General features: G+C 60.3%; 25 protein-coding genes and 1 pseudogene. 13 read left to right on the top strand and 13 right to left on the bottom strand.

Annotated features, from left to right (window positions below; translation table 11 throughout):
• The first annotated feature begins 303 nt into the window (after positions 1-303).
• On the top strand, positions 304-849 hold the full coding sequence (locus tag FBY01_RS29810; protein WP_145310771.1) for a hypothetical protein: 546 nt from the start codon (positions 304-306) through the stop codon (positions 847-849).
• A gap of 39 nt (positions 850-888) precedes the next feature.
• Here the strand turns inward: FBY01_RS29810 and FBY01_RS29805 are convergent, their stop codons facing one another.
• Together FBY01_RS29805 and glcC are read right to left on the bottom strand one after the other, a co-directional pair.
• Positions 889-1524 (bottom strand): hypothetical protein, encoded by a 636-nt coding sequence (locus FBY01_RS29805; protein ID WP_010459059.1) that lies wholly within the window; start codon positions 1522-1524, stop codon positions 889-891.
• A gap of 108 nt (positions 1525-1632) precedes the next feature.
• Positions 1633-2400, bottom strand: coding sequence for a transcriptional regulator GlcC (gene glcC / locus FBY01_RS29800; protein ID WP_077748786.1), 768 nt, complete (start codon positions 2398-2400; stop codon positions 1633-1635).
• A gap of 235 nt (positions 2401-2635) precedes the next feature.
• Here glcC and glcD point away from each other — a divergent pair, with 235 nt between their 5' ends.
• From glcD to FBY01_RS29780, 4 genes are read left to right on the top strand one after another with little or no spacing between them, the layout of a single operon-like run.
• A complete protein-coding gene (gene glcD, locus FBY01_RS29795) occupies positions 2636-4135 on the top strand; it encodes a glycolate oxidase subunit GlcD (protein WP_010459055.1) in 1500 nt (499 codons plus the stop codon).
• Positions 4135-5199, top strand: coding sequence for a glycolate oxidase subunit GlcE (glcE, locus tag FBY01_RS29790; RefSeq protein ID WP_145310773.1), 1065 nt, complete (start codon positions 4135-4137; stop codon positions 5197-5199). Before glcD ends, glcE begins: the two co-directional genes overlap by 1 nt.
• A 3-nt stretch (positions 5200-5202) precedes the next feature.
• Positions 5203-6444, top strand: coding sequence for a glycolate oxidase subunit GlcF (gene glcF / locus FBY01_RS29785; protein WP_145310775.1), 1242 nt, complete (start codon positions 5203-5205; stop codon positions 6442-6444).
• Positions 6441-6842, top strand: coding sequence for a heme-binding protein (locus FBY01_RS29780; RefSeq protein WP_010459048.1), 402 nt, complete (start codon positions 6441-6443; stop codon positions 6840-6842). The genes glcF and FBY01_RS29780 overlap by 4 nt, the downstream gene beginning before the upstream one ends.
• 150 nt (positions 6843-6992) lie before the next feature.
• Here FBY01_RS29780 and FBY01_RS29775 read toward each other — a convergent pair whose 3' ends face one another.
• The 4 genes and pseudogenes from FBY01_RS29775 to FBY01_RS32400 all read right to left on the bottom strand — a co-directional run.
• Positions 6993-7328 carry a hypothetical protein gene (locus FBY01_RS29775; protein ID WP_010459046.1) on the bottom strand — a complete coding sequence of 112 codons (336 nt, stop codon included), beginning with the start codon at positions 7326-7328 and terminating at the stop codon, positions 6993-6995.
• A 159-nt stretch (positions 7329-7487) separates the two neighbouring features.
• Positions 7488-8138: a response regulator transcription factor gene (locus FBY01_RS29770; RefSeq protein WP_145310777.1), complete on the bottom strand. Its 651-nt coding sequence runs from the start codon at positions 8136-8138 to the stop codon at positions 7488-7490.
• A 103-nt stretch (positions 8139-8241) separates the two neighbouring features.
• Positions 8242-8829 carry a lecithin retinol acyltransferase family protein gene (locus FBY01_RS29765; RefSeq protein ID WP_145310779.1) on the bottom strand — a complete coding sequence of 196 codons (588 nt, stop codon included), beginning with the start codon at positions 8827-8829 and terminating at the stop codon, positions 8242-8244.
• A gap of 130 nt (positions 8830-8959) precedes the next feature.
• A pseudogene (locus FBY01_RS32400) lies at positions 8960-9181 on the bottom strand (serine/threonine-protein kinase PknK); the annotation flags it as partial.
• A 325-nt stretch (positions 9182-9506) separates the two neighbouring features.
• Here FBY01_RS32400 and FBY01_RS29760 point away from each other — a divergent pair.
• Together FBY01_RS29760 and FBY01_RS29755 are read left to right on the top strand one after the other, a co-directional pair.
• The gene (locus tag FBY01_RS29760; RefSeq protein WP_010459035.1) at positions 9507-10709 is read left to right on the top strand and encodes an NAD(P)/FAD-dependent oxidoreductase; all 1203 of its coding nucleotides are present in this window, start codon (positions 9507-9509) and stop codon (positions 10707-10709) included.
• 173 nt (positions 10710-10882) lie between these two features.
• Positions 10883-12343, top strand: a complete 1461-nt coding sequence (locus tag FBY01_RS29755) for a M15 family metallopeptidase (protein ID WP_145310812.1) — start codon at positions 10883-10885, stop codon at positions 12341-12343.
• A 74-nt stretch (positions 12344-12417) separates the two neighbouring features.
• On the opposite strand, the gene FBY01_RS29750 is transcribed toward FBY01_RS29755, so the two are convergent.
• Both FBY01_RS29750 and FBY01_RS29745 read right to left on the bottom strand, forming a co-directional pair.
• On the bottom strand, positions 12418-12876 hold the full coding sequence (locus tag FBY01_RS29750) for an N-acetyltransferase (RefSeq protein WP_145310781.1): 459 nt from the start codon (positions 12874-12876) through the stop codon (positions 12418-12420).
• Between the two features lie 20 nt (positions 12877-12896).
• On the bottom strand, positions 12897-13550 hold the full coding sequence (locus FBY01_RS29745) for a peroxiredoxin (protein ID WP_010459028.1): 654 nt from the start codon (positions 13548-13550) through the stop codon (positions 12897-12899).
• A gap of 367 nt (positions 13551-13917) precedes the next feature.
• On the opposite strand from FBY01_RS29745, the gene FBY01_RS29740 reads away from it, so the two are divergent.
• Complete coding sequence (locus tag FBY01_RS29740) at positions 13918-14190, top strand: DUF2790 domain-containing protein (protein WP_083377129.1); 273 nt, start codon at positions 13918-13920, stop codon at positions 14188-14190.
• A gap of 52 nt (positions 14191-14242) precedes the next feature.
• Here FBY01_RS29740 and FBY01_RS29735 read toward each other — a convergent pair whose 3' ends face one another.
• From FBY01_RS29735 to FBY01_RS29715, 5 genes are all read right to left on the bottom strand, one after another.
• A complete protein-coding gene (locus FBY01_RS29735) occupies positions 14243-15181 on the bottom strand; it encodes a LysR family transcriptional regulator (protein WP_145310783.1) in 939 nt (312 codons plus the stop codon).
• Between the two features lie 62 nt (positions 15182-15243).
• Positions 15244-16191, bottom strand: coding sequence for an aldo/keto reductase (locus FBY01_RS29730; RefSeq protein WP_145310785.1), 948 nt, complete (start codon positions 16189-16191; stop codon positions 15244-15246).
• A gap of 22 nt (positions 16192-16213) precedes the next feature.
• The gene (locus tag FBY01_RS29725) at positions 16214-17704 is read right to left on the bottom strand and encodes an efflux transporter outer membrane subunit (RefSeq protein WP_145310787.1); all 1491 of its coding nucleotides are present in this window, start codon (positions 17702-17704) and stop codon (positions 16214-16216) included.
• A gap of 19 nt (positions 17705-17723) precedes the next feature.
• Positions 17724-19196: a DHA2 family efflux MFS transporter permease subunit gene (locus tag FBY01_RS29720; protein ID WP_010459020.1), complete on the bottom strand. Its 1473-nt coding sequence runs from the start codon at positions 19194-19196 to the stop codon at positions 17724-17726.
• On the bottom strand, positions 19196-20332 hold the full coding sequence (locus tag FBY01_RS29715) for an HlyD family secretion protein (protein WP_145310790.1): 1137 nt from the start codon (positions 20330-20332) through the stop codon (positions 19196-19198). The genes FBY01_RS29720 and FBY01_RS29715 overlap by 1 nt, the downstream gene beginning before the upstream one ends.
• Positions 20333-20584: 252 nt before the next feature.
• Between FBY01_RS29715 and FBY01_RS29710 the strand changes: the two genes are divergently transcribed.
• The 5 genes from FBY01_RS29710 (at position 20585) to FBY01_RS29690 (ending at position 25843) form a co-directional block, all read left to right on the top strand.
• On the top strand, positions 20585-21211 hold the full coding sequence (locus FBY01_RS29710) for a TetR/AcrR family transcriptional regulator (RefSeq protein WP_102593335.1): 627 nt from the start codon (positions 20585-20587) through the stop codon (positions 21209-21211).
• Positions 21204-21710, top strand: a complete 507-nt coding sequence (gene mug / locus FBY01_RS29705) for a G/U mismatch-specific DNA glycosylase (RefSeq protein WP_010459017.1) — start codon at positions 21204-21206, stop codon at positions 21708-21710. Before FBY01_RS29710 ends, mug begins: the two co-directional genes overlap by 8 nt.
• A gap of 193 nt (positions 21711-21903) precedes the next feature.
• Complete coding sequence (locus FBY01_RS29700; protein WP_010459015.1) at positions 21904-23277, top strand: glutamine synthetase family protein; 1374 nt, start codon at positions 21904-21906, stop codon at positions 23275-23277.
• Positions 23278-23287: 10 nt separating this feature from the next.
• Entirely contained in the window at positions 23288-24679 is a 1392-nt protein-coding gene (locus FBY01_RS29695) for an aldehyde dehydrogenase family protein (protein WP_145310792.1), read from the top strand.
• Positions 24680-24682: 3 nt separating this feature from the next.
• Positions 24683-25843 (top strand): iron-containing alcohol dehydrogenase, encoded by a 1161-nt coding sequence (locus FBY01_RS29690; RefSeq protein WP_083377136.1) that lies wholly within the window; start codon positions 24683-24685, stop codon positions 25841-25843.
• Positions 25844-25973 lie beyond the last annotated feature (130 nt).

Here is a 25973-nt window from a genome sequence, read left to right as displayed (position 1 = left end):
GCCAGTGCCTCGTTCGAAAAGAAGAAACGCAAGCCCGCGCAACCAGCCGGGGAGGTGGAACGAACATAGTCGAAGCTGAACACTCGTTCAACAGAAAAGTGAACAGGGTTCGCGTTCAGCGTAAACAGGTCGTTTTTACGACAGTCGTGCCGTTTCCAGGGGTAATCGACAGCCCAATCAACTTAAGGGAAACAACTTGCCATGTGCGCAACGCTTCTCTGAGCGACGTTTAAAAGCGAGTTGCTAGCCATCTGCCATCAGTCGATAATCCTGCCCCCGGTAACACTCACGTAAGGAAACGCCGTGAAAAAACTTCTATTGTTGGTCCCTCTGTTCGCCCTGCTGCTGCAAGGTTGTGGCGTGACCATGACCCGTTATGAGCCGAGCTTTGAAAACGTCCAACAGCTCAAGCAAACCCCACCCCTGCAATCGATCAGCAATGCTCTGGTCAAGGCGGATGCCGGTCAGGGCTCACTGACAGTCCGGGCCAACCCGATCAGCTCGCCGAGCGGCAGTATCACGCAACATATACAGGATGCGATTACCGAAGAACTGGGTCGGGCGGGCCTGCTGAACCCGCAAGCTCAGCGACATCTGGATGTGCTGGTCGTCAAGAATGAACTGACCGCAGGCATGGGCACTGGCACGGGCCAGCTTGCTGCGCGCTTTACATTGCTCAAGGGCAACGAGGTGGTTTACGACGCGACCAAGGATGTCAGCCGCCAGTGGGACAGCAGCTTTTTCGGCGCCATTGCGATCCCCAATGCGGCCAATGCCTACAACCCGATGGTTCGTGATTTGCTGAAGACGTTGTACAGCGACCCGCAGTTCATTCAAGCCCTCAAGTAAGGGCAAAAAAAGAGCCGCTTGTGCGGCTCTTGTTTTTTGTCAGGCCCGCGGCACCTGTGCATCGAGTGCCGAGTATTTCAGGCTTTTGCTCTCGACGACTTGCTTGAGCAGAGCATTGACCTGGCGGCTGAAGGTATCGCTGATTGCCTCTTTCGGGGTGTTGGCCATCAACGGCACAAACCAGATGCCCATCCAGGTATTGATTCCGTCATGGTTGCTCGCGTTGGTCAGCGTCTGCCCTTGGGAATCCAGCGTCTCCAGGCTCATGGTGTATTGGTCGGTCGCCAGTGTCGGGATGACGGTAAACGTCAGGCCACTGATAAAGGCCATGACCATCTGACCACCGCCCGGTGGATGGTTGTAAACCTTCAAGCGCAGGTTGTAATCACCCGGCTGCTTCTGGAACTCGTCCAGTGTGACGCGACCGAACAGACCGGAATCGGTCAGCACTTTTTGCAGCTCCGGCTTTAGCATGTCGCGTGCTTGCGGCATTTCAACGGCTGAAGCGCTTTTCGGCTCGCCTTGATAGAAATCGAAGTCTACGTAGACATTCGGTTTGTTCGAATAACTGGCCATCGACGGCAAATTGACCGGAGCGACTTCGTCTTTGGTAAAGCTGGCGCAACCACTTAGCCCGAGCACCAAGGCCAACCCTAGAATTTTCCCAAATTGCATGACAACTCCTTTAAATGATGGCATTGCGCCTCCACACCAGAGGGCGGCCGCGAATTCTAGAGCGTTGCCAGCAATAGTAAAAGGCCATCACTCAAAAAACGGCAGGCCTCACGCCCACCCTTCCAGGCGCAGCGTGGCCCGGACCAGACGCTGCTCCTCGCTTTCGATTTCCCTGAGGTTCTCGCAGATGCTCTGGATGTGCGCGATGGCCGCCTTGCGCGCCTGCTCCGGCATGCGGCCGGTCACGGCGTTGTAGAGCCGGGCGTGCTGACGGTCGATCTGGCGTTTTTGCGGTGCGCGGTGGTAGAGGTTGTTGACCGAGGCAAACACGGTGTTGAGCAGCAAGTCCGTCAGCGAGCGCAAGGTTTGCACCAGCACCGGGTTGTGCGAGGCCTCGCAGATCGCCAGGTGAAAGGCATGATCGAGCCGGGCGTGTTCGCTCGCTTCCATCGACCGCGTGCGGGCATCGAGCAGCGCTTCATAGCTGCGGGTGATGAGGACAAAATCCGCCTCGGTCCCGCGCAAGGCGGCCAGGCGAGCGGACTCCCCCTCAAGCAGGCTGCGCACCTCGAACAAATCGTAAAGTGTGCGCGGTTGTGAGCTGAACAAATGCATCAGCGGCGATGCGGCGCCGTGGCCCGACAGATCAGCGACAAAGGATCCCTTGCCCTGCTCCGTCTTGATAATCCCCCGGGCGCGCAACAACTTCAGGCCCTCGCGCAGCGCCGTGCGCGAGACGCCAAGTTTTTCGGTCAGGCGCCGTTCCGAAGGCAACAATTGCCCGGTTTTGAGGACCCCGTCGACGATCAGGCGTTCTATGCGCTCACAGACCACGTCTGCGACTTGAGGATTACGGGTCACTTTCGCACTCTCCATCGAACCTCCCACTGGTATGACCAGCCTCACCGGCAAAACCCGTCACGTTCGAATACGACCCTAAGTTTATGTATAGGCAGTTATTTTTCTAAAAAGCGGAGAAACAACCCCTGAAAAACTGGTTCGACCACTCAAACAACACATGGACAGTAGGTCGCGTCAGGCCAATGATGCAAGTGAGCTTTCATCGCAAACAGACCTCTAATAAAAACAAACGGAGGGTCGTGAACCGCCTATGAACATCCTCTACGATGAACGCGTCGACGGCGTTCTGCCTGATGTCGACAGAGCCGCCCTGCTCCAGGCACTGAGCGCTCGCCTGCCGGACCTGGAAGTCCTGCATCAGCGCGAAGAACTCAAGCCGTATGAATGCGACGGACTGTCCGCTTACCGCACTACACCGATGCTGGTGGTGCTGCCGCGCCATATCGACGAAGTCCAGGGTGTGCTCAAGCTCTGCCATGAGTTTCACGTCCCGGTGGTTGCTCGCGGCGCCGGCACCGGTTTGTCCGGCGGTGCTCTACCGCTCGAAAAAGGCGTACTGCTGGTGATGGCGCGTTTCAACAACATCCTGCACATCGACCCCGCCGCACGCACGGCGCGAGTTCAACCGGGCGTGCGCAACCTAGCGATTTCCCAGGCCGCCGCACCGTTCGGCCTGTATTACGCGCCGGACCCCTCCTCGCAGATCGCCTGTTCAATCGGCGGCAACGTGGCCGAAAACGCCGGTGGCGTGCATTGCCTGAAATACGGCCTGACCGTGCACAACCTGCTCAAAGTCGACATCCTCACCGTCGATGGCGAACACCTGAGCCTGGGTTCCGAAGCGCTCGACTCGCCCGGGTTTGACCTGCTGGCGTTGTTTACCGGTTCCGAAGGCATGCTGGGGGTGATCACCGAAGTCACGGTCAAACTGCTGCCGAAACCGCAGACGGCCAAGGTGCTGCTGGCGGCGTTCGATTCCGTCGAAAAGGCGGGTCGTGCAGTCGGCGACATTATTGCCGCCGGCATCATTCCGGGCGGTCTGGAAATGATGGACAACCTGGCCATTCGCGCCGCAGAAGATTTTATTCACGCCGGTTATCCGGTCGACGCCGAAGCCATTCTGCTGTGCGAGCTCGATGGCGTCGAAGCCGACGTCCACGATGACTGCGACCGTGTGCGCCAGGTGCTGGAACAGGCCGGCGCCACCGAAGTCCGCCAGGCCAGGGATGAGGCGGAACGCGTGCGCTTCTGGGCCGGGCGCAAGAATGCGTTCCCGGCAGTGGGCCGCCTCTCGCCGGATTATTACTGCATGGACGGGACGATCCCGCGCCGCGAGCTGCCCGGCGTGCTGCAGGCGATTGCCGCGCTGTCGGCTGAATACGACCTGCGGGTGGCCAACGTTTTCCATGCCGGTGACGGCAACATGCACCCGCTGATTCTGTTCGACGCCAACCAACCCGGCGAACTCGACCGCGCCGAAGCCCTGGGCGGCAAGATCCTCGAATTGTGCGTGAAAGTCGGCGGCAGCATCACCGGTGAACACGGGGTCGGCCGCGAGAAAATCAATCAGATGTGCGCGCAGTTCAACAGCGACGAGCTGACCCTGTTTCATGCCGTCAAAGCCGCGTTCGATCCGGGCGGCCTGCTCAACCCTGGCAAGAACATTCCGACGCTGCATCGCTGCGCCGAATTCGGCGCGATGCACGTTCACCTGGGTCAGATGCCCTTCCCTGATCTGGAGCGATTCTGATGCGCAGCGAACACGACATCGATGACAGCGGCGCGCTACTGGACCAGGTTAATCAGGCCCTGCAAAACGCCACGCCCCTGCGGATCCAGGGCGCCAACAGCAAAGCGTTTCTGGGCCGTATCGCGGCGGGCGAAGTGCTCGACACCCGCAGCCACCGAGGCATCGTCAGCTACGACCCGACCGAATTGGTGATCACCGCACGCTGCGGCACGCCGTTGGCAGAACTGGCCGATGTGCTGGATGCGGCGCAGCAGATGCTGCCGTGCGAACCACCCTCCTTCGGAGACGGCGCCACCGTGGGCGGGATGATTGCCAGTGGACTGTCCGGGCCGCGGCGCCCGTGGTCAGGCTCGGTCAGGGACTTTGTGCTCGGGACACGGGTCATCACCGGCCACGGCAAGCATTTGCGCTTCGGCGGCGAAGTCATGAAAAACGTCGCCGGCTACGATTTGTCGCGCTTGATGGCCGGCAGTTATGGCGCACTGGGTGTGATCACTGAAGTCTCGCTGAAAGTGCTGCCGAAACCTCGGCAAGCGTTAAGCATCAGCCTGGAAATGGACAGCGATCGTGCCTTGCTGCGCCTCGCCGAATGGGGACAGCAACCGCTGCCGATCAGCGCCGCGTGCCACGACGGTCAGCGCCTGCACTTGCGGCTTGAAGGTGGCGAAGGCTCGGTGGCAGCGGCGCATGACCGCTTGGGTGGCGAAGTGCTGGAGGCTTCGTATTGGGCGGATCTCAACGAACATCGACTGAGCTTCTTTGATGAAGACCAGCCGCTGTGGCGCCTGTCGGTCCCGCACAACACGCCTCGACTGTCCCTGCCCGGCCTGCAAATGATCGACTGGGGCGGCGCCCAGCGCTGGCTCAAATCCGATGCCGAAGCGGCGTTCATCCGCAAGGTCGTCGCTGAAGTCGGCGGGCATGTGACCTGCTACAACCACGGCCTGATCGACAGCCCCTTCCAACCGTTGCCGGACGCGCTGATGCGCTATCACCGCAACTTGAAGGACCAACTCGATCCACGGGGCATCTTCAACCCCGGTCGCCTGTACGCGGAGCTTTGACCCATGCAGACCACCTTGAGCGAACAGGCCCGCCAACTGCCCCGCGCCGAAGAAGCCGAAAGCATCCTGCGCACGTGTGTGCACTGCGGTTTCTGCAACGCCACCTGCCCGACCTATCAACTGCTCGGCGATGAACTGGACGGGCCGCGCGGGCGCATCTACCTGATCAAACAGGTGCTGGAAGGCAACGAGGTCACCCAGAAGACCCAACAGCATCTGGATCGCTGCCTGTCTTGCCGTAACTGCGAAACCACCTGCCCCTCGGGCGTCGACTATCACAACTTGCTCGACATCGGCCGCGCGGTGGTCGATGCGGCTGTGCCGCGTTCACTCGACCAACGCTTGTTGCGCGAAGGCTTGCGCAGCGTCGTACCCAACCCGGGGTTGTTCAAAGCGCTGCTCAGCAGCGGCCAGGTGTTCCGTGCGCTGCTGCCAAACACGCTGCGAGCCAAGCTGCCGCGCCGTGTGTATCCGGCCAAACAACGTCCGACCGCCCGCCACACCCGACAGGTGCTGATGCTGGAAGGGTGCGTGCAGCCGAGTCTGTCGCCGAACACCAACGCGGCCACCGCGCGTGTCCTGGATCGACTGGGGATCAGCGTGACACCGGCGCGCGAGGCCGGTTGCTGCGGCGCGGTCGATTATCACCTGGACGCCCAGGCGGCCGGCCTTGATCGCGCGCGCCGCAATATCGACGCGTGGTGGCCGAGCATTGAACAAGGCGCCGAGGCCATCGTTCAAACCGCCAGCGGTTGCGGTGCCTTCATCAAAGACTACGGCCACCTGCTCAGCACCGATCCGGCGTATGCCGAGAAGGCCAGAAAGGTCAGCGCACTGGCCAAGGATCTGGTTGAAGTGTTGCGCGAGGAGCCGCTGGACCAGCTCGGCATCCACAGCGACCAGCGCCTGGCCTTCCATTGCCCCTGCACCTTGCAGCACGCACAGAAACTCGGCGGTGCGGTTGAGGCGCTGCTGACGCGCCTGGGTTTCAACCTCACGTTCGTTCCCGACGGTCACCTGTGTTGCGGCTCGGCGGGCACCTATTCGCTGACCCAACCGGAGCTGTCCCGGCAACTGCGCGACAACAAGCTCAATGCGCTGGAAAGCGGTCATCCCGAAGTCATTGTCACGGCCAATATCGGCTGTCAGTCCCACCTTGACGGCGCGGGCCGAACCCCTGTGCGCCACTGGATCGAACTGGTCGAAGCCGCGTTGCCCTCATCGAACCCCGGAGTATCCCCATGAAAAGCAAAGCCGTCCTCAGCCAGACCGAAGTCAGCCGGATTCTCAGCGCCGCACGCAACGAAGCACAGAATAATCAATGGGCCGTGACCATCGTGATTGTCGACGACGGAGGCCATCCTTTGGCCCTGGAGCGCCTCGACGGTTGCGCCCCGATCGGCGCCTACATCGCGACCGAAAAGGCCCGCACCTCAGCCCTTGGCCGACGGGAATCGAAAGGCTATGAAGAGATGGTCAACGGTGGACGCTACGCGTTTTTGTCCGCGCCGTTGCTGACGTCCCTGGAAGGTGGCGTACCAATCATCGTCGATGGCCAGGTGATCGGCGCGGTCGGCGTGTCCGGCGTCAAGGCCGAGCAGGATGCACAAGTGGCCAAGGCCGGCGCGCAGTGTCTGAACTGAGCGGCAAACCAAATCATCACCGCATAACCCTGTGGGAGCGAGCCTGCTCGCGAATGCGGTGGATCAGCTGATATCAATGTTGATTGACACACCGCTATCGCGAGCAGGCTCGCTCCCACAGGGAATTGCGGTAAGTCCTACACCTCAGTTTTACTTGCGCGCCAGTTTGTAGCGCACGCACTCTTCATAAAAATTCTGCCGGACATCCGCTGGCTTGAACCGCGACTTGCTGTCGTAAGTCTGTTCGGTGATGCCCATCGCCATCATGCGCATCCACGCCTTGCTGAATTTGTAGGCCTGTAGCTTCTGCCGGGCGGCATACAGGGAGACCCCGGCCAGCTTGAGTTCCTGGGCCCTCGCCGCCGTGCCCGCCCCCCAGCTGCACATATACCGGTCATTGGACGCCAGTTCCTTGGCTTGGGCAGAGGCTGCAACGCTGGCCAGGGCAAACGAGATCATCGTGACAAATACACTTCGCAATTGCATTCCGCCTAACCACCTGAAAATGAAGTGGATTTTGGCGACAACCGTGACGCTTCGGGGCCAGCAAAATGCCTCTTTTTCAGCTATTGCAGCTTGAGCGTCTACGACAGGCAGGAATTGACTCAGAAGCACGAAATGGATCGGGCCAGCGGGCCTCTTGAGTCATTGATCGTGGCCAATCCCCAAGGACTCGACCATGCGCACCAGGTCCGCAAATGACTTGGCGTGCATTTTTTTCATGGCATGGGCGCGGTGGATTTTCACGGTGATCTCGCTCAGGTTCATCTGCCCGGCAATCTGCTTGTTCATCAGGCCTTTGGCGGCAAGGGCCATCACCTCTTTTTCCCGGGCCGTCAGCGATTGGTAGTTGCTGTGCAGGTCTGATCGCTGTTGCTCGACTTCCCGGCGCCGGATATCGGCCTGAAGTGCGCCTGACACCGCGTCCAGCAGGTCCTGTTCACGGAACGGCTTGGCCAGAAAGTCCACGGCCCCCGCTTTCATCGCCTTGACCGACATCTCGATGTCGCCATGACCGGTGATAAAAATAATGGGGATGTTCGCGTTTGATTCCACCAACTGACGCTGGAAGTCCAGGCCACTGCTCCCTTGCAGTCGTACATCAAGGACCAGGCAACTGGCGCCCCCGGTCTTCGGATGCTGAAGATACTCGGCCGTGGAAGCGAATGTCTGGACCTGGATCCCGGCAGAGCGCAACAGATTAGCCAAGGCGTCGCGAATGGACGCATCGTCATCCACCACGTACACCATCGAACCTTGATTGCCTTGCTTACTGGAGGAAGAATTGCCGCTCATGGGCGGTCCTCAATGAGAATGGGTAGCAAAAAAGTGTAGCAGCACCTGAGGCCGATTTCCGAGGCGCGACGTTTTTGTAGGGTCGCGCTCGGGCCTAACCGCACTAGGCAATAAAGTTGTGCTCCAGCGCCGAAATAAAAGAGAACAAAGAACGTGGGCTGTGCAACCAGGCATTGACCTGGGCGCTGTAACTTTTGCCGCGGGTGCACCAACTGCAAAAGTGCTCGCAGTTATTGGAGAAAATCCGGTATTGATTCTCGCCGATCCTGGAGCGCGCCCGGTTGGCGATTTCATGGCAGGGAAAGTCGCCTGGCTCCTGATACATCCAGACCGGTTTGCCGTGGGCGAAACGTTCAAGATCGATGACTTCGACGGGGCCGGGTTTGAATGAACTGCTGAACCCGGAATAGTGAGCCACTTTTCCACCGCCTAGATGTATGCCGTGATGCATATAGAACGTGCGTGGCCCCACCAGATGCGCACCGACAGGCACCCTGTCCGCGGCCTCCTGGACGTCGATCAGTTTCAACACAACGCCGGACGACAGGTAGGTTTCGGCGAAGGGGTGATTGCCGGGCAACAGGGCGCTTAACTGACTGGACATCTCCGTTGTCATGATGGTCAGGCAAACACGTGCAGTTGAGCGAAGCGATAAACAGCGTTCGACGAACTTGGCGGTAAAAGCACTCATGACAACTTCCTCCGTAACCCTTGCATTGACTCTATCAACAGGGTTGCGGAGTTTCATTTGTACATACGATTAGTCTGAACGACCTATGAATATACCTCCCCTAAACCTAAGTATTAATCCGGGGGCCGGGCAGCGTGAATTGCACCGTGGCACGCAACATCTCAAGCGGCTGCACCGCCCACGTGCGATCGAGTTCGTCCTTCAGGCCAAACTCATGTGCGAGTCGGCCAAGGCAGGCCGGGAGAGGTTGTTCCGCCGCAGGCCGCGCGATGAGCACAGGGCTGTCGCTGCCGGCGTTCGCGCGTAGCTCCCGACAGAAAATACGCTCACCGTCGTCCCAGGATAACTGCATGCTTTTGTTCATCTGAGGGTGAACACACGTTGGTTTTTTTATAGGCCGCACTGCGGTCAGGCTGTCGTCCAGTGTCACCACCTTACAGACTAGCGCCACTTCGCAGACCTTCACACCACTGAGAACATTCCTGAATGTGTTGCTCCGCGCCCCTGTTAATACCTTTGTATAGATCCCTGCCACTGAGGTATGACTTTTCTGAACCGACGTAGCAGTGCGCCGGAAAAGTTCCGCCAATACCATGCACTCACAGCGGACGACTGCCGTCCCGCCAACTTGAAGAACAACTTCAAGACTATTGACCACTTCTTTTCAGGAACACATCATGAAACAGCAAATTCTGGTTATCGGTGCGGGGTTCGGTGGTGTCTGGAGTGCATTGAGCGCCGCCCGTCTGCTGGACATGCACGACCGTAAGGACGTGGACATCACTCTGCTGGCGCCTCAGGCGGAATTGCGTATACGTCCGCGCTTCTACGAAACCGACGTGCACAAGATGTTCGCCCCCCTCGACGCGCTGTTCGATTCGGTGGGTGTGCGTTTCGTCAAAGGCATGGCCGAGCGTATCGACGAGCAGACCAAAACCGTCGGCTACCGCGATGAGGCGGGCCACGAGGGCACGTTGAGCTACGACCGTCTGATATTGGCCGCAGGCAGCCAGCTGGTCCGGCCGAAGGTGCCAGGTCTTGCCGAGCACGCCTTCGACGTGGATCAGATCGAAGCCGCCGTGCGCCTTGAAGACCACCTCAAATCCCTGAAAGACCGCCCTGCCAGCGTTGCGCGTAACACCGTGGTGGTCGCCGGTGGCGGTTTTACCGGCATCGAGACCGGCACCGAAATGCCGGCACGCCTGCGGGCTGTGCTCGGCGACGATCAGGATGTGCGCGTGATCATTGTCGACCGTGCGCCGCAGATCGGCGCGACGATGGGTGATGGCATTCGTCCCTCCATCATCGAAGCGTCCGAACACCTGGGCGTCGAATGGGTGGTCAACGCCAGTGTCGCGGCAGTGGACGCCAACGGCGTGACCCTCGCCGATGGCCGCCACATCGAAGCCCAGACGGTGATCTGGACCGTCGGGTTCCGCGCCAGCCCGCTGACCGAACACCTGACCAGCGATCGCGACCCACAAGGGCGCTTGCACGTCGATGAGAACCTGAAGGTATTGGGCCAGACGCATGTCTATGCTGCCGGCGACGTCGCCTATGCCGCGACCGACGACCTTGGCAACTTCGCCGCCATGTCGTGCCAGCACGCGATCGCCTTGGGCCGTCATGCCGGGAACAACGTCGCCGCGGATCTGCTGGGTGTTGCGCCGACCCCTTACCGTCAACCGAAGTACGTGACCTGCCTCGACCTGGGTGCCTGGGGTGCAGTGTTCACCGAAGGCTGGGATCGCCAGCTCAAACTGGTCAAGGATGAGGCCAAGGAGCTCAAGACGCAGATCAACACTCAGTGGATCTACCCGCCAGCCGCTGATCGTGCCACCGCTCTGGCAGCGGCCGACCCGATGATTCCGGTGGCCTGAAGACCCGCCTGAACGTGGCGTCCGCGACAGCATCGCGGGCGCCTTTGCGTTTTCCATCGTAATGCCTGCACCCAGATATGAATCAGCCAGACACTGGTGGTCATGGTTTAAGATCGTTTGAAGCGTCCTCCGGACTCGACAACCACTTCATGCGCTTAAACCTGAAGGTTCGTATGCCCTCCTCGCTACCCTTACCGGTTCAATGCCCCCGCCAGCCCGCCCGCACGTGGCTGCAGTCACTGCTGTTGCTGAGCGCCATCCTGCCAGGCATCGCCAATGCCGGGCCCAGACCCGACAACATGGTTTATCTGCGCACGATTGACCCCACCATCGAGCAAGATATCCGCTACGCCAGCGCCCACAACTTCACTGGACACTCGCTCGACGGATACGATGCCGCCGAGTGCCTGCTGTCGCTGGACACCGCCCAGGCCCTCGCCCGGGTGCAACAGGCACTTCAAAAGCAAGGCTACGGCTTGAAGGTGTTCGACTGCTATCGACCCAGCCGTGCGGTGGCCGATATGGGCCGCTTCGCGACTGAGCCGGGGAACCCGCGCAAAGCCGAGTTCTATCCGCGCGTCGACAAGCAGGACTTCTGGCGGCTGGGGTATGTGGCGCGGGTGTCGAATCACTCCAGAGGCTCAACCGTGGACCTGACGCTCATCGGCCCCAAGGCTCTGCCCGCCGACGCCTGGATACCCAAGGCCGCGCAAGTCGATTGCACCGCGCCTTATGCCCAGCGCTGGCGCGACGGCGCACTCGACATGGGCACCGGGTACGATTGCTTCGATGAGCGTGCGCACACCGCCAACCCGACGATCAATGCGACGGCGAAGGAAAACCGTCAGCGGCTCAGCAGCGCCATGGAGAAAGAGGGTTTCGCCGGTTACTCGAAAGAATGGTGGCACTTCACTTTCGGTGGAGACGGAGCGCCGAAGAACGTGATGGATTTTCCCATCACACCGCTGAGTACCAGCGAGGTACTGGACAGCAGTCACCAATTGATTGTGGTCACCACAAAAAACTGGGACGACATTCAGGGCATCGCCCAGCGCTATGAACGAGACGGGGCCAGCTTTCGAAAAGTCGGCGACGGCTTTGCGGTGGTGGTCGGCAAGAACGGGATGGCGTGGGGTAAAGGGTTGGGCAACGTTGAGGCTGGTGAAGGGCCGGTCAAACGTGAAGGTGATGGGAAAGCACCTGCCGGGATCTTCAGACTCGGGACTGCGTTTGGTTATGACGCGACGGCCGAGACAAAGCTGCCTTATCTTGCGCTGACCTCGACCACAGAGTGCGTGGATGACAGAAAATCCGAACGTTACAACGAATTGGTCGACGGCGCGGCGATAGCCAAGGACTGGAACAGTTCCGAGCAGATGCGCGAAGAGGCTGGGTATCGCAAAGGGATCTTTATCGAGCACAACACGCCAGCGTCACCGGGTGCAGGTTCGTGCATCTTTTTCCATATCTGGCGGGGACCTGCCTCGCCTACGATGGGGTGTACGGCAATGGATCAGGGGGATATTTCGCGGTTGTTCGCGTGGCTGAATCCCCGTGAGTCTCCGGTGTTGGTACAGATGCCTGAAGGGGAATATGAGCAATTGCGCGAGCGATGGAAGTTGCCTCGGCGTTGATGGAAGAGGTGAATCGAGTGCTGGATAACAGGTTCCGGCCGGCTAATCACGGAGCCCTGTAGCGGCTGACTTGGTCAGCCCTGCTTCAAATCAAGGCAGTAGGTGTAATACCCCGTGTCGCGCACGTAACCCAACGATTCATACAACCGTTGCGCCCCCACATTATCCGTGGCCGTTTCCAGCACCATGCCCTTGGCGCCAGTCGACAGCGCAAAGGCTCGGGCAGCGTTCATCAGCAACCTGCCCACGCCCTGCCCCCTGGATTCGGGTTTGGTGAACAGGTCGCTGAGCAACCAGGTGCGGTGGGCGTCGATGGAGGAAAACGTCGGGTACAGTTGGACGAACCCCAGCGCATCACCGCAAAGGTCCGATGCGAAAAAGATCACGGATTCCTCCCGGTCTATGCGTTCGGCGATGAACTCCCGGGATTGCGGCAGGTTCGAGGGCTGGCCGTAGAAGCCTCGATAAGCGTCGAAGAGGGGGGCGATTTTGTCGATGTGCGTTGCCTCGACGCGCAAGACTTGGACGGCCATGCTTGGGGTCTCCCTAGGGGTTACTTGGGTTGCGCCACCGTGCGCAAATAAGGTTTCACCGTTTTGAAACCATCCGGGTATTTCTTCTTCGCGTCCTCGTCAGAGACGGAAGTCGGAATGATCACATCCTCACCCGGACGCCAGTTCACCGGCGTGGCAACGGTGTGCTTGGCGTTCAGTTGCAGTGCATCGAGCAGACGCAATACCTCATCAAAGTTGCGCCCGGCACTCATCGGGTAGATGAGCATCGCCTTGACCTTCTTGTCCGGCCCGATGATGAACACGGAACGCACCGTGGCGTTGTCCACGGCGGTGCGTGCGCCGCCGCTGGCATTCGGATGGATCATGTCGTAGAGCTTGGCCACCACCAGGTTTTCGTCGCCGATCATGGGGTAGTTGACCGCATGCCCCTGGGTTTCTTCGATGTCCTTGGCCCAGCTCGCATGATTGCTGACAGGGTCAACGCTGAGCCCGACGATCTTGGTGTTGCGTTTATCGAACTCTGGCTTGAGCCCTGCCATGTAACCGAGCTCAGTGGTGCACACCGGGGTGAAGTCCTTGGGATGCGAGAACAGGATCGCCCACTTGTCGCCGATCCACTCATGGAAATGCAGCGTGCCCTCGGTGCTTTCGACGGTAAAGTCCGGTGCTTCGTCGCCAATGCGGATGGTCATATCGTTCTCCTGACTGTGAGTTCGTAGGGAGGCCGTCGCAACGCCAGTCGCTGTTCCAACGGCATTCGGGATCTGTGTTGAACCGATCAACGCGGATCAGTATAGGAGACGCTTCAAGACCTGCCGGTGACCGGCGCATTCACTTTGTAAGTCGTTGATTCAGGCCTCCGTACGCTGTCAGGCAACACCGCCAGCGCGACGTGCCAGCATGCGTCTCAGGCTTTTCGACGCCGGCCATTCATGCGTAATCCAGCAACAGTGTTTGTCCAGCGGGCCGCTGTTTGAGGGAGGGGTAACGCCCTAGCATCGTCTGTACCCGGTAAGCCAATGGCGACACCGGAGCAACCCAGACGAGACGGTGAATAAAATGAAAATCCTGAAAGTGGCGCTTTTCCTGGCGCTGGGCGGTATCGCCGCACAGTCCTTTGCAAACGACAGCCAGTCAACGGCCGAAGCCGGTAAGACGCCGGTTGAACGCTACACCTACAGCACCCAACTGGACATCAAGAAAGTCATTGCCGTGACCGACATTGCGAACGAGTGCGGCCCCGTCCCGGCGCAAATGACCTATGAAGATTCGAACGGTCAACGCCATGTCCTTCAGTACCAGGTGATGGGCACCGGATGTTCAAATGGTTGAACGCTGCCAGGATGATGGAGGGTCGACACTCCATGCCTGCAGCCTGTGTGAATCAACTTTTTTTCGCTGAGCCGACGATGTTTTCATCCGCGGCCAACACGACCGGAATGGAGTGCTTGAGAAACGCTACCCAGGTCTTTATTTTTGCATCGACGAACTTTCGTGACGGATAGATCGCATACAGATTCAGCGCTTCAAGGTGATGGCCGGGCAATACACGCACCAACGTGCCGGCCCGCAAGCCATTGACCGCCGATGCAATGGGCTGGATACCAATCCCCATCCCATTGGTGATTGCGACGGTCATGCCATCGGCGGTGTTGATATGAAACGGTGATAACGCCACGTTGACGGTTTCCACGCCTTCGGGTCCGTCCAATACCCAGTTTTCAACCGGCATGACGGTGTTCACGATTTTCAGACAGTCATGTGCAGCGAGCGCGGCCGGGGAATCCGGATGTCCGCGTTTTTTCAAGTACGCCGGCGACGCGCAGAGAATGCTGTACGTGACGCCGAGCCGCTGCGCCACGAAGCCTGAATCGGGCAAGTCCCGGGCCAGCACGATCGACATGTCGTAGCCCTCCTCCAGCAAATCCGGCAGTCGATTAGTCAGGGTCAAATCAAACATGACCGTAGGGTGCAGCTCTCTGTATCTGGCAATGGCGTCAATCACGTAATGATTGCCAACGGCGGACATCGCATGGATTTTCAGCCGCCCCGAAGGCTGGGTGTTCGCGGTGACGGCTTCCTCGTCGGCCTCCCGCACCTCGTCAAGAATCCTCTCACAGCGTTCCAGGTAACGCAGGCCGGCTTCGGTCAGCGCCAGACGGCGGGTCGTGCGGTTGATCAGTCGGGTTTGCAGCCTGGCTTCCAGACTGGAGATCGCTTTGGAGACGTTGGTGGTGTTGGTGTCCAATACCTGCGCCGCCGCCGTAAAGCTGCCGCTCTGGGCCACCGCCACGAAAAACCGCAGGGTCTGGAACACGTCCATCGTTTTCACCTCGGGGGATGGAAAAAAGAGGCGGCCTTGCAAGGCCGCCTCTTCATCATGGGTTACTTCTTGCGCGGAATAAATCCTGGGACGCCGGTTTCGACCACCGAGTTGAATCGAATCCGGGTCGTGATGCCCTCCTGAATTTCAACCATGGCCCGTTGCGGCAAGGTCGAAATATCGAAGTTTTCCCGGATGTGACTCGGTGTCGCCGACGTGGTCAGGAACGCCACGCCCCGCTGCACCGACCAGGCCAGCGCCACTTGCGCCGGGGTTTTCTGCACACGTTGGGCGATCTGGGTAATCACCGGTTCTTCCAATACATTGGGCTCCATGCCGTGGCCCAGCGGCGCAAATGCCAGGACGATAATTCCGTGTTGCTTGCAAAATGCCAACAGCTCCCATTCCGGCAGATAGGGGTGGGATTCAACCTGCACGACAGCGGGTTTGATCCGCGCCACGGCGACAATTTCCTGGAGCTTTTCAAGCGTGATATCCGACAAGCCGATGGCCTTGCAGCGGCCTTCATCGACAAGACTTTCCAGTGCGCGCCAGGTCTCGATCAGCGTAACGCCATCGTCGTAGATGACCTGCCCCTGTGCATCCCTCGGGTCCTGGTTGTCGCCGGGTTGAAAGGCAAAAGGCGTGTGAATCAGGTAGCAGTCGATGTAGTCCACCTGAAGCCGACGGCAACTGGCCTCGAATGCCGGTTTGACGCGCTCGGGACGGTGGTTGGTGTTCCACAGTTTGGTGGTGACGAACAGGTCTTCGCGGCGGATCTTTCCGGCGTCCAGCACTTGCTTGAACGCAACGCCGACCTGCTCTTCATTTCGATAACGCTCGGCGCAATCAAAATGACGAAAGCCGGCTTCCAGCGCGTCCTTGACCGCTTGAGTGGTGACGCTGAGATCGCGAAACAGGGTGCCGAACCCCACCGCCGGCATCTTGCCGGAACCGTGGTTGAGCAGGAATTTTGTGTCGCGAAGTCCATCGTAAAATGATTCGTACATCTCTTTTCTCCAAAGTCCCGGGCTATTGATACGAAGGTTTCGGTGCGTCGCGGCTGGCAACGCGTTGCTCAAACGCACCGACGGAATTCCCGCCCAGCGCGATATACAACTGCACCGTGTCGAGGTATTGCGCGGTCTTCACCCTGATTTGCCCCAGCAACGCCTGCTCATACGCACGTTCGGCTTCCAGCACCTGGAGGATGCTGTTCTCGCCTTGCGCATACGCTTGCTGGTTCAAGCGAAAACTGGTTTCGGCGGCGCGTAACGCGTCCTCCTGCGCCAGGTTCTGCTCGGCGTCATGGTTGATGGCTTGCAGCGCGTCCGCGACCTGACCAAACGACTGAATGACGGTCTGCTGGTAGCCGGCGAGCGTCGCCTTGTAGCCGTCGACCGCCGCCTGGCGTTCCGCCTTGAGCGTTCCGCCATCGAACAGCGGCCCCGCGATCCCCGCCGCGAAACCCCAGAGTGCAGCGCCGCCATTGCCTGAGGCGGCCTGGGCCAACGACGCGGACAACGTGACGCGCGGGTAAAGATTGGCGGTGGCGATGCCGACGGCCGCGCTGGCCATGTGCAATTCGGCCTCGGCTTGCAGAACGTCCGGCCGGCCGTGGGCCATTTCCGAGGGCACGCTGACGGGCACGTTCGCCGGCAATACGAACTCGGCAAAATCAAAGTCCGGCGCGCTCCAGTCACCCGGGCCTTTGCCCGTCAGAATCGACAACGCGTGGCGTGCCGCATCGCGCTGCTGAGCGAGGGGCGGCAGCAGCGTGCGGTCCTGGGCGAGCCGGGTTTCGGCCAACGAAACGTCGATCTGCGTGGTGGTGCCGTTGGTGTGGGCCATGCGCACGAGGTCGAGGTTCTTGGCGTCATTGGCCAGCAGCTTCTCGACGGCCGCGATCTGTGCGTTGGCGGAAGCCACCAACAATGCCTGGCTGGCAACGTCGCCGGTCAGGGTCAGGTACGCCGCTTCATAACGATGCTTCTGCAGCGCGGTAAACGCTTCTTGCTGTTCGATCACGCGCTTGTTGCCGCCGAACACGTCAAGGTCAAAGCCAACCCGCGGCCCGATTGCATAGAAGTTGGAGGTGGCAGGCTCCTTGGCGTTGTGTACCCGCTGGCGGCCTGCCGTCGCGCCAAAATCGACTTGCGGATACAACGCACCTTCCGCGGCAGCTACCGAAGACGCGGCTTGCCGGATTGTTGCGTCCGCTGCCACGAGTTCAAGATTGCCCTCGATGGCGCGACGCACCACGCTGTTGAGCTTGTGCGACTGGAAAGCTGTCCACCAGTCACCGCGGACCTTTTTACCCAGGTCGATATGCTGTTCACCGGGCGTGTTGCCGCCCTGACCGAGGCGTTGCTCGGCCTGCTGGTCGTAGTGTTGCGACAGGCTCGGCGGCGGCATTTGGTAGTCAGGGCCGACGGTGCAAGCGGTCAGGAATACCAGCGCCGATACCGCACCGAAGGTGGTTTTGAACAGCTGTCTGTTGAGGAAGTGCGCATTGGATTTCATTGGGCAAACTCCACGAAAACTAGTTGGTCGGAACGGGCTTGCGAAGAAAGACAACCAGTGGGCTCACCACCAGCATCGCCACCATCAAAATCTTGAATTGATCGACCACCGCGATAAACGCTGCCTGGTGGGTGACCATGTGGTTGAGCTCCGCCAGGGCTTGCAGGGACATCGGCCCGACGCGGTACGGCGTCAGGTTCCTCACCAGCGCCACGTGCATCGCTTGCGTGTTGTTGAAGAAATACAGCTGCACAATCGCCACGCCCAAAGTGCTGCCGTACACACGGGACAGATTGAACAGACCGGTGCCTTCGGGGCGTAACGTCGGGTCGAGCGTGCTGAACGCAACCTTGGTCAACGACGGCATCAAGATGCCGATGCCAATGCCCTGGATCGCACCGGCCACCGCCACCGGCGACCAGTCCATCAACGGCGAGTAACCGAGCATCAGCCAGTTGGCATAAATCACCACGGCAACGCCTGCAGCGACGAACAGCCGACGGTCGAAGCGCTCAGGCACACGGTTCATCAGCAGGAACGCGCCGACCAGCCCGATGCCACGCGGAATGGTCAGGGAACCGGTGGTGTCCGGCGGGTAGCCGAGAATCTCGTCGAGCATTGGCGAGGTCAGCGCCATGGTCGACAGCAGCACGAAACCGACGGCGAAAAAGATGATCGTCGACAGCACGAAGTTGCGGTCGCTGAACAAGCGCTTGTTGAGGAAATGCACCTTCGCGGTCAACACATGCACGGCGAACAGGTACAGCCCCAGCGCAAAGCCGATCGCCTCCAGCCAGATCTCGGTCGAAGCAAACCAGTCCAGGCGTTCACCGCGATCGAGCAGCATTTGCAGGCTGATCAACCCCAGCGTGAAGCTGCCGAAGCCGAAGAAATCGAACGTCGGGCGCTTCTCGGCTTTCTTCTCGTTCAGCAACAGCGCCATCACCAGGAAGATGAATGCCGACAATGGAAGGCTGATGTAGAAGATCGGGCGCCAGTCGAAATGCTCGCCGATCCAGCCGCCGAGGCTCGGGCCGCTGACGATGCCGAACAGCACGATGGCGGTCCAGGTCGCGCCAAATTTTGCGCGCTTCTCCAGGGGCAATGTCTCCAGCGAAATCGCCATCGACAACGGTGCCAGCACGCCACTCGCCAGGCCTTGGATAATGCGCGCGCCGATGAACTCCAGTGGCGTGGTTGCCTGGGTGGAGAGCAGCAAGCCAAGGACGAAAAAGGCCAGCGCGGTTTGATAAACCAGTTTCAGGCCGAATCGCCCGGCGAGCCATTGCGCAACCGGCATGGTGATGGCGCTCGCCGCCAGGTACGAGGTGAAAATCCACCCGGCCTGGTCGTCGGTCATCGACAGGCTGCCCTGAATCAACCTGAGTACGGCATTCGGAAGCGGCAGGTTCGCCGACTGCATGTAAGTCGCGAGCAGCGCGGCGAACCTTATCGTTCCCGCACCTTGGGGTCCGGCAAGGTTGGCGTTCATCAGAAGTTACCTGCGGTCAACAGCGCCTTGAGCGGATGCCACCAGGGCGTGCGGTAGCCGGTATCGACCTTGACCGTGGCACTGGTGCCCGAGAACAGCGGCAACGCAGGATCGACCTCATCGAGCTCGAGCCGCACCGGTACGCGCTGCACAACCTTGACCCAGTTGCCGGTGGCATTTTCCGGCGGCAGCAGGGCGAAGTCCGATCCGGCACCCGGGCTCATGCTGGTCACGTGAGCTTTGAAAACGTGATCCGGATAGGTATCGATACTGACGGTCGCGGTCTGGCCGGGACGCATGTGGGTGACGTCGGTTTCACGGAAGTTGGCCTCGACCCAGATCTCGCGATCGGACAGCAGGGCAAAGGCTGGCGCGCCGTTGTTGACGAAGTTGCCAACCTGCAAATCGTCGACCTTGGCCACGATGCCGTCGTCCGGCGCATACACCGTCGCGTACGACAGGTAGAGCTGCGCTTCGTCGAGCTGCGCCTTGGCTTCGCGAACCGTCGGGTGGGCATTAACGTCGATGTCTGGATTGCCGTTCAAGGCCACGACGGTGCTGGCGATCTGTTGCTCGATTGACGTGACCCGTTGGCGGGCGACTTTAAGGTCCGTGTCGGCGCGCTCGTAAATGGCGCGCGAGACAAACTCGGTCGCGACCAGCGCCTTTTTCCGGGCAAATTCACGTTGATCGAAATCGGCGGACTCTTTCGCCGATTGCAGCTCAGCCTGCTGCTGCCGGTAGTTGGCCTTGAGTCCATCGATCCGCAGGCGCGCCACGCTGATCTGTGCTTCTGCACGGTTGACGGCAATCTGCAACGGTTTCGGATCGATGCGGAACAGCACCTGGCCTTTGTGTACGCGCTGATTGTCCTCGACGGCGATCTCGACCACTTGCCCGGAAATCCGCGCATTGATCGATGCCTTGGCCACTCGGGCGTAGGCGTTATCGGTCGAAACAATTGCCGCGCCCGCTTGATGGTGGGCATAGCCAACCGCGGCGACAATCAGCGGCAGCCCGATGATCAGCAACGGCCGCAGTTTCTGTTTGAAGGGTTTCTTGATAGGCGTATCGCCAAGGTTCGGCGCGGGGTGCTCGAAGCTCTGCGAAGCCGGGATGTCGAACTGTTTAGTCATGATCGAATACACCTTTCACCGGGACATCGGGCCGGCAAACAATGCGGCGGCCCCGACGTCAATAGTTGCTGTGAGGAATCAAGCCCGAGCACGGACTGGAGGATCGCTCCGCCGCACCTGTTTCGTCGCCGCAACACTCAGTTCGAGTTCCGCTTCAACAAACCGTAAACCAAGGAATTTCTGGTTCCTTAATTTTGTGCGATGGTGTAAGAATATCCCCACGCCTACCCTCCATCAAGGTTTTTATACGACATGGCACAAAAAAAGATTACCGAAGGAAAAGGTCGCGGCCGCCCTCGCGCGTACGACCCGCAGACTGCGCTGCAGCAAGCGCTTGGTGTGTTCTGGAGCACCGGCTATTCCGGCGCTTCGCTGGACAGCATCGCCACGGCAGCGGGCATGAATCGCCCCAGCCTCTATGCCGCATTCGGCGACAAACACGCGCTCTACATAAAAGCGCTTGAGCAATATTGGGAATTTGCTGCGGCGGCGATGCATGAAGCGCTGACGGACACCACCCTGCCCCTGCGCGATGCCTTGATGCGTTTTTACGAGGGGCAGCTATCGATCTACTTCTCGGGTGACGGCCAACCGCGCGGCTGTTTTGCGATTGGCACGGCGACCACCGAAGCGGTCGAGGATGCGGAAATTCGTGAAGTGCTTTCCGACCGGCTCAGCAGGCTCGATGCCGATCTGGAAACACGCCTGCGCACGGCCATTGATTCCGGCGAACTGAAAGCCGACGTCGACGCCGCCGCCCTCGCCGTCCTCGCGTCTTCCTTGCTGCACAGTATTTCGATACGCGCGCGGGCAGGCAAATCCCGAGAGGAATTGACGGAACTGGCACGCAATGCGGTCGGGGTCATGTGCGGTGCGTGAAGGACTTGAAGACATCCTGGCGGAACATCTGGCGGTGATTTTCTGCGGCATCAACCCGGGCATGACGGCCGCCGCTCAAGGGCACCACTTTGCCGGACGAAACAATCGTTTCTGGCGCACGCTCCATCTGGCAGGCTTCACGCCGGAGGAGGTGCGCCCGGAAAACGACCGAACGATCTTGAATTATCACTGCGGATTGACGGCCGTGGTGGATCGGCCCACGGCGCGGGCGGATCAGTTATCCCTGCACGAATTCACCGCCGCCGCCGCGAGTTTTGAACAGAAGATCGCTCGCTATGCGCCACGCTACGTCGCGTTTCTCGGCAAGTCGGCGTACAGCGCGCTATCCGGCCAGCGAACCATTGCCTGGGGGCTTCAGGCACACACCTTTGGTAATGCCCAGGTCTGGGTCCTGCCCAACCCGAGCGGGCGAAATCTCGCCTTCACCCTGGACCAACTGGTGGCCGCGTACCGCCAACTCTGGTCGGCAGTGAATTAGCCTGCACCGAGGGCATGCACGGCAATGCCCTCTACCCTGCGTCGATCAACAAAACTTGCGTTCAGCAACCGTAAGCTAAGCTTAGAGCAGCTTATTGCACACGATGCTCGCGTCTGCAGGTTTGGGGTTGTTCTGGAGAGCGTCTGCAACAGCTATTTCAGACAGGCCCAACCTATTCACGCAGGACTACGTGATGACCGAGCCCCTCCTCAGTTTTGATCAACTCAAACGTGCTGCCGCCTCCGGCGAGATTGATACTGTTCTGGTTTGCATGGTCGACATGCAAGGCCGACTGGTCGGCAAGCGATTCCAGGTCGAGTTTTTCATCGACAGCGGCCACGAAGAAACCCACTGCTGCAATTACCTGCTGGCCGACGACATCGACATGGAACCCGTGCCGGGGTACGCCGCCGCCAGTTGGAGCAAAGGCTACGGCGACTTCGTCCTCAAACCCGACATGTCGACATTGCGACGGGTGCCCTGGCTGGAATGCACGGCGCTGGTACTGTGTGATGTCCTCGATCACCACCATCGGCGGGACCTGCCGCACAGCCCGCGGGCGATTCTGAAAAAGCAGATCGAGCGACTGCGCGAACGCGGCTACACCGGCATGTTCGCCTCGGAACTCGAGTTCTATCTGTTCGACGAAAGCTACGAGGCCATCCACGAGCGCAACTACCACAAGCCAAAAACCGCCGGCCACTACATCGAGGATTACAACATCCTCCAGACCACCCGCGAGGAGCCGGTGCTGCGGGCGATTCGCAAGCATCTGCAAGCGTCCGGCATTCCCGTGGAAAACTCCAAGGGTGAATGGGGCCCGGGCCAGGAAGAGATCAACATTCGTTACGCCGATGCGCTGACGATGGCGGACCACCACGTCATCATCAAGCACGCCTGCAAAGAGATCGCGCAGCTGCAAGGCAAGGCGATCACGTTCATGGCCAAGTGGCGGTATGACGCCGCCGGTTCCAGCAGCCACATTCACAATTCGCTGTGGGACAAAAACGCCAAGAAGCCGCTGTTCTTCGACGCCAAGGCCGAGTTTGGCATGTCGAAGTTGATGCGTGCCTGGGTGGCCGGCCAGCTGAAATACGCCAACGACATCACCTGCTTTCTCGCGCCGTACATCAACTCCTACAAGCGCTTTCAGGCCGGCACCTTTGCGCCGACCCGTGCGGTCTGGAGCCGCGACAATCGCACCGCAGGCTTTCGTCTGTGTGCAGAAAGCAGCAAATCCATCCGCATCGAATGCCGCATCGGCGGCGCCGACCTCAACCCTTATCTGGCCTTTGCCGCGTTGATCGCTGCGGGGCTGGCCGGTATCGACGAGAAGCTCAACCTCACGCCGCCCTTTGAAGGCGATGCCTACGTTGACGAACACTTGCCTGAAGTGTCGAAGACACTGCGCGAAGCCTGCGCCGCCCTTCAGGGCTCCACCATGTTGCGCGAGGCATTCGGTGATGAAGTGATCGACCACTACGTGCACACCGCCGAGTGGGAGCAGAAAGAGTACGACCGGCGCATCACCGATTGGGAATTGCAGCGCGGTTTCGAGCGCTATTGAGACCGCCATCATGACTGCAACGATTCAACTCATCTCACCGGTCGATGGCCGGGTCTATGCCGAACGTCGCTGCGCCGATGCTGCGCAGATCGAGCAGGCGCTGGCGGCTGCCGCAGCGGCCCAGGCGCAATGGAAGCACCGACCGCTGAACGAGCGCGCCGATTTTTGCGATGCCGCCGTGGACGCAATGCTGGCCATGAAGGACGAAATCGTCCCGGAACTGGCCTGGCAAATGGGCCGCCCCGTGCGCTTTGGCGCGGGCGAACTGCGCGGTTTCGAAGAGCGCGCCCGGCATATGATCGCCATTGCACCCGAAGCGTTGGCAGCCATTGAACCCACGCCTGTCGCCGGTTTCCGCCGCTGCATCAAGCGCGAGCCGATGGGTACGGTGCTGGTCGTCGCTCCTTGGAATTACCCCTATCTGACGGCAGTGAATACGATCATTCCGGCACTGATGGCCGGCAACAGCGTCATCCTCAAACACGCCTCACAAACGCTGCTGGTGGGCGAACGGTTCGCCGAAGCGTTTCGCCGCGCCAATCTGCCCGAAGGCCTGTTCCACAACCTGCTGCTCAATCATGACCAGACCGCCGCAATCATTGCCTCTGGCCGCGTGCAGCAGGTGAACTTCACCGGCTCGGTCGGCGGTGGCAGAACGATGGAAAGCGCAGCGTCAGGCCACTTCCTCGGCCTGGGCCTGGAACTCGGCGGCAAGGACCCGGCCTACGTCCGCGCAGACGCCAACCTCGACCACGCGGTGGAAAACCTGGTGGACGGCAGCTTCTTCAACTCCGGGCAAAGCTGCTGCGCCGTCGAGCGCATCTATGTCGATGAAAAAATCTACCCGGCGTTTGTCGAGCGATTCGTCGCGCTGACGAATCAATACGTACTGGGCAATCCATTGGACGAAGCCACCACACTCGGTCCGCTGGTCAATCCGGGCGCGGCTGAATTTGTGCGCGGGCAGATCGCCGATGCGCTGGCCAAGGGCGCAACAGCGCTGATCGATCCGAAGGCCTTTCCCCTCGACGCACCCGGCAGCGCCTACCTCGCGCCCCAGGTGCTGGTCGATGTCAGCCATCACATGTCGGTGATGCGCGAAGAAAGTTTTGGTCCAGTGGTCGGCATCATGCCGGTGACCAGCAATGACCAGGCCATTGCCTTGATGAACGACAGCGAGTTCGGGCTCAGCGCTTCCGTCTGGACTCAGGACCTCGCCGCCGCCGAACGCTTGGGCAACGCGATCGACACCGGCACCGTGTTCATGAACCGCTGCGATTACCTGGACCCGGCCCTGGCCTGGACCGGTGTCAAGAACAGCGGTCGCGGCGTGACGCTATCGCGCCTGGGCTACGAGCATCTGACCCGAGCAAAATCCTTCCATTTGCGCCATGAGATCTGAGCCATGAGCCTGACCGGAAACTGGAACTACCCCACGAGCATCCGCTTCGGTGTCGGTCGCATCGGCGAGCTGGCCGAGGTCTGTCGCAGCCAGGGTATCCAGCGACCGTTGCTGGTCACCGACAGCGGCCTGGGGCGCGCGCCGATCACCACGGCGGCTTTGGATTCCTTGCGTGCCGCCGGCCTCGGCGTCGCGCTGTTTTGCGACCTCAAGCCCAATCCTGTCGAAGCCAACCTCGCAGGCGGACTCGATGCCTGGCGCGCCGGCAAACACGATGGCGTGGTGGCTTTTGGCGGCGGCAGCGGCCTGGACATGGGCAAGCTCATCGCTTTCATGAGCGGCCAGACTCGGCCGGTCTGGGATTTCGAAGACATCGGCGACTACTGGACACGCGCCAACGAGAGCCAAATCGCTCCGGTTATCGCGGTGCCGACGACGGCGGGCACCGGTTCGGAAGTAGGCCGCGCAGCGGTGATTATCGATGAACGCACCCACACCAAACGCATCATCTTCCACCCGAAAATGATGCCGCGCGTGGTCATCAGCGACCCGGCCCTGACCGTCGGCATGCCGGCCAAAGTCACCGCCGGCACCGGCATGGACGCCTTGGCGCACTGCCTGGAAGCCTACTGCGCGCCTGGTTTTCACCCGCTGGCCGATGGCATCGCAGTGGAAGGCATCCGCTTGGTGGCCAACGCGCTGGTGCGGGCCGTCCACACCCCGTCCGATCTCGATGCGCGCGCGCAAATGCTCGCCGCCGCCGCGATGGGCGCCACCGCATTCCAGAAAGGCCTGGGCGGCATGCACGCCCTCTCGCATCCGGTCGGCGCGCTGTACGACACCCATCACGGCATGACCAACGCCACCTTCATGCCCTACGTACTGCAATTCAATCGCCCCGCCATCGAAGAACGCATCACGCGCCTGGCGGCTTATCTGCGTCTGCCCTCGCCCGGCTTCGACAGCTTTCTGGCCTTCATCCTCAAACTGCGCAAAGACATCGGCGTGCCGCACACGCTGGTCGAGTTGGGCGTGGATGACCAACAGGCCGACCTGATCGCGGACATGGCCATTGTCGACCCCTCTGCCGGCGGCAACCCGCTGCCATTGACCCGGGCTGGCGCGGCAAGCATTTTCGACGCGGCTTATCACGGCCGTATCTAGAGCAGTTGTCTGTCCAGACATCGGGCATGGACAGGGCGTACCGGTTGAAAAAGGAGCAGTACGACAAGGGGTTGAAAGCCATCCCATCCGGGACACGGATGGATGCATATCAAAACCTGAAGGGGCACAC

It is taken from the genome of Pseudomonas sp. SJZ077, from assembly GCF_007993905.1.
GTDB lineage: Bacteria > Pseudomonadota > Gammaproteobacteria > Pseudomonadales > Pseudomonadaceae > Aquipseudomonas > Aquipseudomonas mandelii.
The sequence above is the reverse complement of the archived record's forward strand: the minus strand, read 5'-3'. Positions and strand labels throughout refer to the sequence as shown.